The following is a 13,446-nucleotide window of genomic DNA, read 5'->3' on the forward strand; positions in this document are numbered from 1 at the left end:
GGACAGAGGGGGGCGCCAAGGAATGAGGCGCTCGTTCTGCAGCTGCGATGCGTCGCCGAGGCGGGCAGTGGATGTCAAACCTGCTTCTCCAGAAACTCATCCTCATAGGGGAAGCGCGACAGGAGCTCGGTGCCGGTCTCGGTGATCAGGATTTCATCCTCCAGCTTGACGCCCTCGCGGCCGCCCTTCTCGCCAATATAGCTTTCCACGCTCACCACCATGCCTGGCACGATATGGCCGTCGCGACCATAGGTTTCGTAGTCCATGGCGTGCGCGATGAAGGGCGTCTCGCCATGCATGCCGACGCCGTGCATGACCGAGGTGTAGCGCTGGTCGACGAAGCGGTCGGGGATCTTCCACGCCTTTTCGGCGATCTCGCGGAAAGCCATGCCCGGCTTCACGATCGAGATATTGTGCTGAACCTGGTCGTGCGCCATGCGGTAGAGCGATTTCTGATAGGGGGTCGGCTTGCCGGGCCCGCAGCGGAAGGTGCGCGAGAAATCCGAATAATAGCCATAGCAGCCGATCGTGTCGGTATCGAGCGCCAACAATTCGCCCGGCCGGATTTTTCGCCCGCTCGCCTCGTTGAACCAGGGATTGGTGCGCTGGCCCGACGTCAAGAGCCGCGTCTCGATGAACTCGCCGCCCTGGCGGATGACCTCGCCATACATGATGGCGAACAGCTCGTTCTCGGAAACGCCGGGCTTGATCGCCTCGCGCACCGCATAGACGGCGGCTTCCGCGCCGGCCATCGACACCTGCAGGCATTTCACTTCCTCCGGCGTCTTGACCGCGCGCACCGCCAGGATCTCGCCCTGGCAATCCCGGACCTCGCAGCCGCGCTTCTCCAGCGCCAGCGCCTGCAAGTGGCTGCAGCGGTCGAGCCCGAGCTTCATCGAGCCGCTGCCATGCTGCTTCAGGAGGTCGGTGATCTCGTCGGCGAAGGGACCGGCGGTCTCGTCGTCGCGGCCCGAGACCGACGACCAGACGAGCTTGGAAGGACGCGCCTCGTCGATCGTGTCGAGCACTATCGAGACATGGTAGCTCTGCGGATATTCGAACAGCACGATCGGCCCTTCGGTCGGAATGAAGAAATAACGGGTCGAGTTGCGCAGAAAATAGCCGAACATGTTGCGCGAGCCGGTGGCGTAGCGCTGGTTGTACGGGTCGAACAGCACCACGCCGCCATAGCCGGCCTCGCGCATCCAGCCGCGCAGCTTGGCCAGCCGGCCTTTTCGAAGGGCGTCGGCATCGATGAAGGACGGCTCGGTGTCGGACAGCCACATGCCGCCCGCCGAATCGGCCGCCGCGGGGTGGCGCATGCGGTCCTTGAAGTCGACGTCTTCAGTGCTGTCGGGGTCGAATACGACGATGCTCATGGGGGCTGACCTTGGGTGGTTTGCAAGATCAGACCATGGCGCAGGAGGGGCAGGGGAATTGTGCGGAAAACCGCGTGGGTTGTGCGGGATGCCGCTGGGGTAATGAGAGATGCAGGTGCCAGTCGCCCCCCGCTGTCCCGCCAACGTCTCTCAGTGCCAGCAGGACCTCTAATGCCGTCGCGCCAGCTTCGGCGGATGGCCGTGCTCCTCGCGAAAGGCACGCGCGAAGCTAGACATCGAGGCAAAGCCGCAGGCGAGCGCCACGTCGCGCACGGCGAGCGTCGAGTGCGCCAGGAGATCGGCGGCGCGTTTCAGCCTGAGCCGCCGATAGTAGCCATTGGGCGAGATGGCGAGTTCGGAGCGGAAGGAGCGTTCGAGCTTATCGGAGGAGACGCCGAGCCTGGCCGTCAGCTCCGCCATGCCGAGCCGCTCCTCCACAGCGTCCTCCATGATGGCGATGGCCGACAGCACCAGCTCGTTCCGCACGCCGGTACGGAGGCGCAGCGGCATCAGCTTGCGGTCGACGCTGGAGCGCAGCTGGCTGTGCACGAACCATTCGGCGACGCCGGCCGCAAGCTCGGCGCCGTAGTCGCGGGTGATGATCTCCAGCATCATGTCGAGGCTGCCGACGCCGCCCGCCGAGGTGAAACGCTTGCGGTCGATGACATAGAGGTCGCGCCTCAGCTCGACATTGGGAAAGGCCTCGGTGAAGGCCGCCTGGCTGGTCCAGTGCAAGGTGCAGGCATGGCCGTCGAGCAGGCCGGCGCGGGCGAGGAAGAAGGCGGCGTCCGCCACCGCGCCGATATGGGCGCCATTGCGCAAGCTGCGGCGGATCCAGCTTGCCGCGTCCTCGGCGACGAGATGATCGGCATCGCCGCCCGAGCAGACGACGATGCGGTCGACCTTCGGCGCATCCTCGGCGTAGAAGCGCGGCTGGATGACGACGCCGTTCGAGGCCTCGACCACGCCCTGGGTAGCGCCGACGATGATCCAGCGATAGCATTCCCGCTTCGCCAGCACATTGGTCGCGCGCAGCGGCTCGATGACCGAGCTGAACGCCATCATCGGAAAGCCGGGGAAGACCAGCACCGCGAAAGTGAGGGGAGCGTCTGGAGATGTGTCGCGCGTGGCCATAGGCGCTACATCTCGGGCAGATGGGATTTGGGGTCAACGGGGTTGTGGCTGGCTTTTCTGCGAAGTTGGCGCTGGCTTGGAGACTGGCTCGTCTCAGCGGGAGCGCCGCCGCTCAGCCCCCCAGCGCCTGCTCCAGGTCCGCGATCAGATCGTCGCCATCCTCGATGCCCGCCGACAGCCGCACCAGCGAATCCGATATGCCGATCTCTTCGCGCTTCTCCGCCGGGATCGATCCATGCGTCATCAGCGCCGGATGCTCGATCAGGCTCTCCACGCCACCGAGGCTTTCGGCCAGCGTGAACAATTGCGTGCGTTCGAGGAAGCGTTTCGTGCCGGCGAGGTCGCGGTCGAGCACGGCTGATATCATGCCGCCGAACGCATGCATCTGCTGGACGGCGACGGCATGCTGCGGATGGCTGGCCAGACCGGGATAGATGACCCGGCGCACATCCTTGCGGGCTTCCAGCCACTGCGCGATCTTGAGGCCGTTCGACGAGTGCCGCTCCATCCTCAGCGCCAATGTCTTGAGGCCGCGCAGGGCGAGAAAACTGTCGAACGGGCCCGAAATGGCGCCGATGGCGTTCTGCAGGAATTTCAGGCGATCGGCCAGATCCTTGTTGTCGCCGACAACAGCCACGCCGCCGACCATGTCGGAATGGCCGTTGAGGTACTTCGTCGTCGAATGCACCACGACGTCGATGCCGAGCTCCAGCGGCCGCTGCAAATAGGGGCTGGAGAATGTGTTGTCGGCGACCGAGAGGATGCCCTTGCGCCTTGCAAGGGCTGCGACGCCTTCGAGATCGACGATGCGCAGCAGCGGGTTGGTCGGCGTCTCGACCCAGAGCATTTTCGTCTCCGGGCGGATTGCCGCCTCTATAACCGCAAGGTCGGTGCAGTCGACGAAGCTCACCTTGAGATCGGCGGAGCGCTTGCGCACACGCTCCATCAGACGGAAGGAGCCGCCATAGATGTCGTCGGTGGCGACGATGTGGGCGCCGGAATCGAGCAGTTCCAGCACGGTGGCGATCGCCGCCAGCCCGGAGGCGAAGGCGAAGGCAGCCGAGCCGCTTTCGAGATCGGCCACCGCGCGCTCGAAGGCAAAGCGCGTCGGATTCTGGCTCCGGGCATATTCAAAGCCCTTGTGCACGCCGGGCGACTGCTGGCCATAGGTCGAGGTGGCGTAAATCGGCACCATCACCGCTCCGGTCAGGGGATCGTGGCTCTGGCCGCCATGGATGGTGCGGGTGGAGAAGGCCAGGCGGTTCTTTCCGGATGCGGTCATCGTGCACGGCGCCTCAAATGGTTGATCAGGTCGATGCGGGTTATCAGGCCGACGAACTCGTCGCCGTCGAAGATGATGGCGACCTCGTTGCGGTCGAATACCGGCAGCAGCGCGTCCAGCGTCTGGCTGGCCTGCAAAGTATGCAGATTGGAGGTCATCGCCGTGCGTACCGGCGCGTTGAAGCGCTCCCAGCGGCCCTCATAGGGACCGTCGACCTTGGCCAGAATGTCGCTTTCGTCGACGATGCCGACCAGCTTGCCGTCGTCGAGCACCGGCAGCTGCGAGACATCGGAGCGGCGCATGCGGCCATAGGCGTTGAGCAGGCTTTCGTCCGGACCGACATAGACGGTGTCGCCGGTGCGGTGGGTGCGCATCACCAGGTCGCGCAGGTCGCCATGCTGCTCGTGCTCGGCCAGCCCCTGCTCGGCGAGCCAGAAATCGTCGAAGACTTTCGACAGATATTTGTTGCCGCTGTCGCAGACGAAGGTGACGACGCGCTTCGGCGACGTCTGTTCGCGGCAATAGCGCAAGGCGGCCGACAGCAGCGTGCCCGAAGACGAGCCGGCCAGGATGCCTTCCCGGGACAGGAGATCGCGCACCGCCAGCATGCTCTGCTTGTCCGATATGGAATAGGCCTTCTTGACCAGCGACAGCTCGGCATTGGGCGGCACGAAGTCCTCGCCGATGCCTTCCACAGTCCAGCTGCCAGCCTCCACCATCTTGCCGGTCTTGATCAGCGGCGCCAGCACCGAGCCGACCGGATCGGCCAGCACCATTTCCGTCTTCGGCGATGCCTTGGCGAAGAACCGGCCAAGGCCGGTCAGCGTGCCGCCTGAGCCGACGCCGACCACCACCGCGTCGACATCGCCGTCGAGCTGCGAAAAGATTTCCGGACCGGTGGTGGTTTCGTGCGCCTCAGGGTTGGCCGGATTGGCGAACTGGTTGGCGTAGAAGGCGCCGGGCAGCTCGGCCGCGATCTTTTCGGCCATGTCCTGGTAATATTCGGGGTGGCCCTTGCCGACGTCGGAGCGCGTCATGCGCACTTCCGCGCCGAGCGCGCGCAGGTGCTGGATCTTCTCGCGCGACATCTTGTCGGGCACGACCAGGATGATGCGGTAGCCCTTGGGGATGCCGACCTGGGCCAGGCCCAGGCCGGTATTGCCGGCCGTCGCCTCGACGATCGTGCCGCCTGGCTTCAGCCTGCCCTCCTTCTCGGCCGCCGCGATCATCGACAGTGCGATACGGTCCTTGATCGAGCCGCCAGGATTCTGGCTTTCGAGCTTGATGAACAGCCGGCACTTGCCGATGTCGAATTGGGTCAACTCGACCACAGGGGTCTGGCCGATCAGGTCGAGCACCGATCCGTAAGGCGGCCGCAGGCGCGACATTGCGTTTCTCGAAGCGTCGCTTTCCAAAGGGGCGCTATCCGAGGGCGCGATCTTGTGCCTGCTCATATCGATGCTCCATGATCAAGCGGCCGCCTCGTGCGGGCGGCAGCGTATCCTCTTTTCCAGCCCTTTGCAGTGGGAAAGAAGATAGATCGTGCCAATCGACCGGCCAGATGGAGAATGAAATTCCGGGGCGGGCTCCGTCGTGCAAATCGCCCGCAGGCTTGTGGGGCAACCCCCCTCTGGCCTGCCGTAGAACGCCGACGCCAAACACCCTACCCCAGCAGCTGCTTGCTCAGCCTCGCACACTGGACGCGAATATCCGGGATGGCGTCGATCTCGAAGAAGGTGCCTCTGGTCAGCGGGCCGACGGCGAGGATTTTCCTGGACACCGTGCCGTCGCCGGCGATGATCTCGCAATTGGCCGTCACGTCGAGGCCGATGCGCAGCGGATCCGGCCGCGCCAGCCCGCGGTCGACCAGCGAGCGCACCACGCTGTTCGACGAGGCCGAGATGTCCCTGACGATGCCGGAGCAATCATAGATGCGGGCGACCTCGAATCTCTCCAGCCGCTTGGTGTGGCGCGACTGGACCTGGACCGTGAACTCGCCGCCCGCCGCGATGTCGACGACACGGCCGGCGACGAGGCGGATGCGACCGGACTGCACCGCTTGCGTGACGCGGGCATGGACCTCGGGCGCCATGCGGTGGCGGTGGATGTCCCACCACGCCTTGGTGTGCTCGACGAAACGGCGCTTGGCGGAGGCCGGCCAGTTCTGCCAGATCTTCTGGTTGAACGGGCGAAGGCCGTCGACGACGTCGCGCCAGTCGATGCCGGCCTTCTGGTTTTCCCGGATCAGATCGCGGAACCAGCCGACGAAATAGGAAAGCTGGGTGCCGAGCGGGATATCGGCGACGTCGAGCTTGATCGGATTGCCCTTGCGGTGCGGCGAGGGCAGCAGGCCGCGCCGCGACACCGCGACGATCTCCGCGCGGTGGCCGCGCTGTTCGAGCGCCAGGAATGCGTCGACCATGCTGAGGCCCGTTCCCAGCACCATGACGCTCCGGTCGGGATCGAGCGCGGTGTCGGCCTCCGATCCCATGCGGACCGCATGGCCTTGCCCCATGGCCGGCACCTCGTCATGGCCGGTGGCGAGCACCGCCAGATGGGCGACGACGCTGGTGCCGTTGGCGAGCGCCACTTCCACCCCCGAGGCCGTGGGCGAGATCGACAGGCTTTCCTCATGGATCAGCCGGAGGCGTCCGGTCTCCCTCTCGCGCGCCTCGAGATCGTCCAGCAATTCGCCGAGATAGCGGGCATAGATGCTGCGCGGCGCGTAGACCGGCGCCTGCTCGGGCGTTGCCAGGTCGCGTTCCAGCAGCCAGCGCCAGAAATTGCCGGGATCGTCGGCATAGGCGCTCATACCGGCGGCGCTGACGTTCAGCACATGCGCGGAGAGCAATGTGGAATAGGCGATGCCCTGGCCGAAATGCGGGCGCTTCTCGACCAGCGTGACGCGAAGGTCGGGATTGGGCTGTCTCAGCAGATGCGCGGCGAGCACGACCCCGCTGGCGCCGCCGCCGACGATGATGATCGAGTTGCCGCGGCCGCTCATGCCAGCCCCGTGCGACGCGCCGGCGTCAGGCCTTCACCGCAACCGGCAGATCGTCGCTCGCGACCGAGAGGTCGTCGAGGCCCCTTGCGACCCCAAGGTCGTCGAGGCCGATGTCGCGCATCTCGGCGAGGCTGCGCTGGTCGAGCACCTCGGCGATCGCTTGCCGGACTTCCAGCATCAGATGTCGAACCTGGCATGTCGCCTCGTTACAGTCTTCGCAGCGCTGGTATTGGGTACGGCTGGCGCAAGGGATCGGCGCCAGCGGGCCGTCGAGCACACGCACGACATGGCCGACCCTGATTTCCTCCGGTGGCCGCGCCAGGCGATAGCCGCCATCCTTGCCTTTGCGGCTCTGCACGAAACCGGCATTGCGCAGTTCGCCCAGGATGGCGTCGAGAAACTTCTTCGGGATGTTGTTGCCGGTCGCGATGTCGTTGACGAAGGCAAGCTGCCCGGCCGGCATCCGCGCCAGATGGACGAGCGCCTTGAGGCCGTACTTGCCTTTCTTGGTGAGCATGATCCGAACGTTTCTCTGTCATGCGATGGCTCGAGGCCATCCGTTGCGAAACGCCTGGCGTGCCTCCCGCCGCGCTCAAGCATCCATGACATAAATTCTACCGACATGATATACAAGCCAATCGCGATTGATCTTGCTTGATTTTCAAGCCATTGCGGCGATTTTGGACCTGACTTGTGATGCCGGGGACACAAACCGTGGCGCGACGGCCCGAGACCGGTGCCACCGGCGATCGCCGCGATACGGATGGGTATGACCTCTCATCGTCGCCTCCAAGTCTCTATGTCGATGTGTTTACTATACTTAAACGCGAACAGGCGGAACACGTTTTTAAATTCCAATCCATCTGAAGCATGGATTTGCCTTTCAAGCGGCTGTAACGTGAATTCTCGTTCGCGATCGGAGGCCGTAGCGGTGGCTGGAGCTTCCCGAACGTGATGATCTCGCCACTCTTGAAGCGCCATAGCCGCCAAATCCGCCTGGGGACCTCGGCACCGGCAGCTTTTTCCAACAAATCCAGCCCCGCTAGAAGAATTTAACTCTACAAGAACCATAGAATTAGCGGACTATCATGAAGCAATCCGGTTTTCCCCTGTTTCATGGAGCCCTTGATGTCCACCACCATTTCGCGACGCATCCTTCTCCTGTCTACGGCCGCACTTGCCGGCGCCGCCTTACTCGGCCCGGCTTTTGCCGACGACCTCAAGATCACCATCGGCTACCAGACGGTGGTCGAACCCTCCAAGGTGCCGCAGGCCGATGGTGCCTATGAAAAGGCTACCAAGGCCGCCATCGACTGGCGCAAATTCGATTCCGGCGCCGATGTCATCGCCGCGGTCGCATCCGGCTCGGTCGACATCGGCTATGTCGGTTCGAGCCCGCTGGCGGCGGCGGCGAGCCGCGAGTTGCCGGTCCAGACCATCTTCGTCGTCGGCCTGATCGGGCCATCCGAGGCCCTGGTCGCACGCAACGGCGCCGGCATAGAGAAGGTCGCCGACCTCGCCGGCAAGAAGGTCGCCGTGCCCTTCGTCTCGACGACGCATTACAGCCTGCTTGCCGCGCTGAAACATGAGAATGTCGACCCGAAATCGGTCGAGATCCTCAATCTCAGGCCGCCGGAAATCGCCGCTGCCTTTTCGCGCGGCGATATCGATGCGGCCTATGTCTGGGATCCGGCGCTCGGCCAGGTCAAGACATCAGGCAAGGTGGTGCTGGATTCCTCCCAGGTCGCCGCCTGGGGCGCGCCGACCTTCGACGCCTGGATCGTGCGCACCGACTTTGCCGAAAGAACCCGGAAGCGGTGCGCGACTTCGTCAAGGTGACGGGTGCGGCCTATGCCGAGTACCTGGTCAAGCCCGATGCCTGGTCGGCAGCGTCGCCGCAGGCGGCCGAGATCGCCAAGCTGACCGGCGCCAAGGTCGAGGAAGTGCCTGAACTGCTCAAGGGCTATGTCTTCCCGACACTCGAAGAACAAGCCTCCGACAAGTTCCTCGGCGGCGGCACGGTCAAGGCGATCGCGGCCGCGTCCGCCTTCCTCAAGGAGCAGGGCAAGGTAGACGCCGTGCTGCCGGACTATTCGAAATATGTGACATCGAAATACGTCACCGAGGCGCTGGCCTCGAACTGACCCGAGCGTTGGAGCGCCCCATGCCACGACGGGCAGGTGGCGCCCCGATGAGACGCGCGCGGCTTTCCTGACGCCGCGTGTCGTCTGTCCCGGAGCCGCTGACGAGGCGCGGCTTCGGGCAGGCGGACTTCAACGAACTCCCTGCGAGGGCTCATGTCGCATCTCGTGCTCGACAGAATCTCGATCCACTATGACGGCCAGCCCGCACCCGCCGTCGAGCGGGTATCGATCGACGTCGCCAGCGATGACTTCGTCGTCCTTGTCGGCCGTTCCGGCTGCGGCAAGACCTCGCTGCTCAATGTCGCCGCCGGCTTTGTCGCGTCGGCACGCGGCACGGCCACGATCGACGGCCGGCCGATCGCAGCACCCGGTTCGGACCGTGCGGTGGTGTTCCAGAACGACGCGCTGTTTCCTTGGCTGACGGCGCGCGAGAACGTCGCCTTCGCGCTCAGGCTGCGCGGTGTCGGGCCATCCGAGCGGGCGCGCCGCGCCGACGAATTGCTCGGCCTGGTCAAGCTCACCGATGCCGGCGACAAGCGCATCTGGGAGCTGTCCGGCGGCATGCGCCAGCGCGTCGGCCTTGCCCGGGCGCTGGCTGCCGAGCCACAATTCCTGCTGCTCGACGAGCCGCTCGGCGCGCTCGATGCGCTGACGCGCGAGCGTATGCAGGCGACGCTGCTCGACCTGTGGACGGCAAGCAAGGTCGGCGTGCTTATGGTCACGCACGGCATCGACGAGGCGCTGGTGCTCGCCACCCGCATCGTGGTGCTGGCGCCCGGGCCGGGCCGGGTGGTGCGGACCTTGGAGCCGGGCTTCTCCAGGCGCTACGCAGCGGGCGAGGCCATCCGCGCCATCAAGGCCGATACTGGCTTCGCCGCGGCGCGCGGCGAACTGACCGACGCCATCTTCGAGGGAGAGGCGGCATGACCATTTCCTCCTACACCGAACGCTCCGGCTCCAGGACCGAAGAGGCCGACGGCCTGCCGGTGCCATGGTCGCGCCCGGTCCCGAAGCGCAAGGGCGTTTCGGCGCGCATGGTCAGCGCGGCCACCATTCTTCTGGTGCTGGCGCTGTGGACGCTGTCGGCCCGCCTGCAACTGGTGTCGCCGGTATTCCTGCCCTCGCCTGTCGCGGTGTGGAACAAATTCATCATCGTCGCCCGCGATGGCTTTGTCGACGCAACGCTCGTCCAGCATATCGCCGCCAGCCTGGGGCGGGTGTTCGCCGCGCTCATCGCGGCGCTCCTCGTCGGCGTGCCGGTTGGCCTCGCCATCGGCATCAGCACCGTCGGCCGCGGCATTTTCGATCCGCTGCTGGAATTCCTGCGGCCGATCCCGCCGCTCGCCTATCTGCCGCTGGTCATCATCTGGTTCGGCATCGGCGAGCCGTCCAAGGTCCTGGTGATAGCCATCGCCATGCTGGCGCCGGTGGCCTTGTCGACCGCGTCCGGCGTCCGCGGCGTCTCGCAGGAGCGCATCAACGCCGCGCGTTCGCTTGGCGCGACGAGGCGCCAGGTGGTCCGCCACGTGATCCTGCCCAGCGCGCTGCCGTCGATCCTGACCGGACTGCGCATCGCGCTCGGCGCCGGGTGGTCCACGCTGGTCGCCGCCGAACTGGTGGCGGCGACGCGCGGGCTTGGCTTCATGATCCAGTCGGCGGCGCAGTTCCTGGTCACCGACGTGGTGGTCATGGGCATTTTGGTGATCGCGGCCATCGCCTTCGTGCTCGAATTCGCCATCCGCAGGATCGAGCGCGCGCTCGTGCCGTGGGCGGGACGCGAATGATCGGGAAACGGAGATGACGATGACCCATTCCACCGCCATGCTGTTCGCCCATTTCGGCACCTGGCTGCTGGGCCTGACATCCGATGGCAAGGCGATAGAGGAGGACAAGGCGACAAGGGAGGACGGTCCGCGCTCGCCGGCGCCCGTCCGACTCCCGGCCGGGCGTGACCGCCTGCCGCCGCGAGACGAAAGCTTCTACTGGGCCTGGCAGTACTGGTCGCAGTGAGAGCGGCTCAACCGCGCGAACGGTTCGCCCACACGAGCCCGGCGAGACCGACCAGCATGACGATGATGCCGATGGTGAGCCATTGCGACTGGCCGGTCATGAAGCTGCCGCCGATCGCGCCGATGCCTTGCAGCGACCACAGCGCGCCGACGGCCAGCACAATCAACGCCAGCAGATTTTTGATCAGTCTCATTGCCGGATTCTCCCTTCCGAAGTTGATCGGTCGCGTCGTCGCCGTCGCGATGAAAGAGGCAAAGGAATCGGTTCGGCAGCAGCATCTTCTACTTGGATGTTGCCGCTCGATCTTGTCAAACAAGACATGGATATCCGCTGGAACATCATCGTGAGTTGATCGCTGACCGTCGGGAAATCACTGACAGACTGTTACCGGGCGACTCCAAACGTGTGCCGGCGCCATGGAACCGCCAGATGATTGCCGCATTTCGTGCCTTATTGTCTCCGTAACGGCTGGGGCCTGTCAAAAACGGAGCCTTCCCCCAAATATGAATAACAACAACCGGACCGCGCTTGCCGCGGTGACGATCGCTGCTGGCCTGATGGTCGGCGCCTCCGCCACTCCAGCCGCCTCCGCCGCCGGTCAATGCGGCCGCGCTTCCTGGTACGCCCTGCACTCCAGGACCGCGTCGGGCGAACGGATGAACCCTTCGGCCTTGACCGCCGCACACCGCACGCTGCCTTTCGGCACCAAGCTGCGGGTCACCAACCAGAACAATGGCCGCAGCGTCGTGGTGCGCATCAACGATCGCGGACCGTTCATCCGGGGACGCGTGCTCGACCTGTCGAAGGGTGCCGCCGGCCAGCTCGGCTTCATCGGTTCGGGCCACACCGCGGTCTGCATGGCGCGCGTCTGACCACCACTGCCCGGCCCGAGGGCCGGGCCACCTGGCCTTCGCACCTGCACAATGAGCCGGCTTGTACCGTCCAAGGCTGATTTCCAACGCTTTGGACCAAGAATGCGTATAGATCACGCCACGTGACGTATTGCATCGCAGCAATTAGTTGTTAACTTCCCCGCGAGACAGTTAGGGCCAGGCACTGCTCGCCGCCCCTTCGGTCGCAGGCCGCAGCGGGGTAAACGGATGTTCTACCAGCTCTATGAAATGAACCACGCCGCCCTGCAGCCGGCCCGTCTCTATGCCGATGCGGTGCGGCTGTTCTATTCCAACCCGCTCAATCCGTTCTCGCACACGTCCTGGGGCCGCTCGATCGCGGCGGGCGCCGAGTTGTTCGAGCGCACCACGCGCCGCTACGGCAAGCCGCAATTCGGCCTCGACAAGACGGTGGTCGACTGGAAGAGCGTGGCAGTGACCGAGAAGGTCGTCTGGTCACGACCGTTCTGCAACCTGGTGCGTTTCGAGCGCGCCGTGCCCGCCGGGCGGCGGCGCGATCCGAAGCTTCTGATCGTGGCGCCGATGTCGGGCCACTATGCGACGCTGCTGCGCGGCACGGTCGAAGCCATGCTGCCCCATGCCGACGTGCACATCACCGACTGGATCGACGCCCGCATGGTGCCGACGGCCGACGGCCAATTCGATCTCGACGACTATATCGACTATGTCGTCGACATGCTGCATGTGCTGGGCCCCGACACGCATGTGATGGCTGTTTGCCAGCCTTCCGTGCCGGTGCTGGCGGCCGTGGCGCTGATGGAAACGCGCGGCGACCCCTTCGTTCCTGCGACGATGACCCTGATGGGCGGGCCGATCGACACGCGCCGCAACCCGACCGCGGTCAACCTTCTGGCCGAGGAGAAGGGCATAGACTGGTTCCGCGACAATGTCGTGATGCGCGCGCCCTGGCCGGTGCCGGGCTTCGGCCGCGAGGTCTATCCAGGCTTCCTGCAGCTTTCGGGCTTCATGAGCATGAACCTCGACCGCCACATCATCGCCCACAAGGACTTCTTCATGCACCTTGTGAAGCATGACGGCGACAGCGCCGAGAAGCACCGCGACTTCTACGACGAATATCTGGCGGTGATGGACCTGACGGCTGAGTTCTACCTGCAGACGGTCGACACGGTGTTTGTCCGGCATGCCTTGCCCAAGGGCGAGATGACGCATCGCGGCACGCCCATCGATCCCTCGGCCATCCGCAATGTCGCGCTGTTCACGGTGGAGGGCGAGAACGACGACATTTCCGGCCTTGGCCAGACGCGGGCGGCGCACGATCTGTGCGTCAACATTCCCGCCGACAGGAAGGCGCATTACATGCAGCCCGCGGTCGGGCACTACGGCGTCTTCAACGGGTCGCGCTTCCGCGCCGAGATCGTGCCGCGCATCGTCGACTTCATCACCAGCTATGGCCGCCAGAACCGGGTCGCCGTGAAACCGAAGCTGGTCCGCACCGCCAAAAGATAGGCAGCCTGCATTGCCGGCCCGATAGCGCCGGACAGGCCGGGCAGGCCTGTCGCACGGGTGCCGCTGCCATGCGTCTCGCGGGTAACCATGTCGCAAATCACCCAATCGTGGTAAT

The 13,446-nt window shown here is 65.1% G+C and carries 12 protein-coding genes and 1 pseudogene; 6 read left to right on the top strand and 7 right to left on the bottom strand.

Annotation, left to right across the window (positions count from 1 at the left end; genetic code table 11):
- Window positions 1–74: 74 nt before the first annotated feature.
- The 6 genes from FJ949_RS02000 to FJ949_RS02025 form a co-directional block, all read right to left on the bottom strand.
- The gene (locus FJ949_RS02000; protein WP_140491837.1) at window positions 75–1,379 is read right to left on the bottom strand and encodes a Xaa-Pro peptidase family protein; all 1,305 of its coding nucleotides are present in this window, start codon (window positions 1,377–1,379) and stop codon (window positions 75–77) included.
- A 168-nt stretch (window positions 1,380–1,547) separates the two neighbouring features.
- Window positions 1,548–2,513 carry a GlxA family transcriptional regulator gene (locus FJ949_RS02005; protein WP_140491839.1) on the bottom strand — a complete coding sequence of 322 codons (966 nt, stop codon included), beginning with the start codon at window positions 2,511–2,513 and terminating at the stop codon, window positions 1,548–1,550.
- A 112-nt stretch (window positions 2,514–2,625) separates the two neighbouring features.
- Window positions 2,626–3,795, bottom strand: coding sequence for a PLP-dependent aspartate aminotransferase family protein (locus FJ949_RS02010; protein ID WP_140491841.1), 1,170 nt, complete (start codon window positions 3,793–3,795; stop codon window positions 2,626–2,628).
- Window positions 3,792–5,249 carry a pyridoxal-phosphate dependent enzyme gene (locus FJ949_RS02015; protein WP_140491843.1) on the bottom strand — a complete coding sequence of 486 codons (1,458 nt, stop codon included), beginning with the start codon at window positions 5,247–5,249 and terminating at the stop codon, window positions 3,792–3,794. The genes FJ949_RS02010 and FJ949_RS02015 overlap by 4 nt, the downstream gene beginning before the upstream one ends.
- 209 nt (window positions 5,250–5,458) lie before the next feature.
- Window positions 5,459–6,799 (bottom strand): FAD/NAD(P)-binding protein, encoded by a 1,341-nt coding sequence (locus FJ949_RS02020; RefSeq protein WP_140491845.1) that lies wholly within the window; start codon window positions 6,797–6,799, stop codon window positions 5,459–5,461.
- A 25-nt stretch (window positions 6,800–6,824) separates the two neighbouring features.
- Window positions 6,825–7,316: an Rrf2 family transcriptional regulator gene (locus FJ949_RS02025; RefSeq protein WP_140491847.1), complete on the bottom strand. Its 492-nt coding sequence runs from the start codon at window positions 7,314–7,316 to the stop codon at window positions 6,825–6,827.
- A 611-nt stretch (window positions 7,317–7,927) separates the two neighbouring features.
- On the opposite strand from FJ949_RS02025, the pseudogene tauA reads away from it, so the two are divergent.
- From tauA to FJ949_RS02045, 4 genes and pseudogenes are all read left to right on the top strand, one after another.
- Window positions 7,928–8,943: pseudogene (gene tauA, locus FJ949_RS02030) on the top strand (taurine ABC transporter substrate-binding protein).
- Between the two features lie 153 nt (window positions 8,944–9,096).
- A complete protein-coding gene (locus FJ949_RS02035; RefSeq protein ID WP_140491849.1) occupies window positions 9,097–9,870 on the top strand; it encodes a taurine ABC transporter ATP-binding protein in 774 nt (257 codons plus the stop codon).
- Window positions 9,867–10,727, top strand: coding sequence for an ABC transporter permease subunit (locus tag FJ949_RS02040; protein ID WP_140491851.1), 861 nt, complete (start codon window positions 9,867–9,869; stop codon window positions 10,725–10,727). The genes FJ949_RS02035 and FJ949_RS02040 overlap by 4 nt, the downstream gene beginning before the upstream one ends.
- 19 nt (window positions 10,728–10,746) lie before the next feature.
- Window positions 10,747–10,953 carry a hypothetical protein gene (locus FJ949_RS02045; protein WP_140491853.1) on the top strand — a complete coding sequence of 69 codons (207 nt, stop codon included), beginning with the start codon at window positions 10,747–10,749 and terminating at the stop codon, window positions 10,951–10,953.
- Window positions 10,954–10,960: 7 nt separating this feature from the next.
- On the opposite strand, the gene FJ949_RS30570 is transcribed toward FJ949_RS02045, so the two are convergent.
- Window positions 10,961–11,269, bottom strand: coding sequence for a hypothetical protein (locus tag FJ949_RS30570; protein ID WP_246679993.1), 309 nt, complete (start codon window positions 11,267–11,269; stop codon window positions 10,961–10,963).
- Between the two features lie 187 nt (window positions 11,270–11,456).
- Between FJ949_RS30570 and FJ949_RS02055 the strand changes: the two genes are divergently transcribed.
- Together FJ949_RS02055 and FJ949_RS02060 are read left to right on the top strand one after the other, a co-directional pair.
- Entirely contained in the window at window positions 11,457–11,825 is a 369-nt protein-coding gene (locus FJ949_RS02055; protein WP_140491856.1) for a septal ring lytic transglycosylase RlpA family protein, read from the top strand.
- 228 nt (window positions 11,826–12,053) lie between these two features.
- Window positions 12,054–13,331 carry a polyhydroxyalkanoate depolymerase gene (locus FJ949_RS02060; protein ID WP_140491858.1) on the top strand — a complete coding sequence of 426 codons (1,278 nt, stop codon included), beginning with the start codon at window positions 12,054–12,056 and terminating at the stop codon, window positions 13,329–13,331.
- Window positions 13,332–13,446: the final 115 nt, after the last annotated feature.

The organism is Mesorhizobium sp. B2-4-1, assembly GCF_006442185.1.
Taxonomy (GTDB): domain Bacteria; phylum Pseudomonadota; class Alphaproteobacteria; order Rhizobiales; family Rhizobiaceae; genus Mesorhizobium.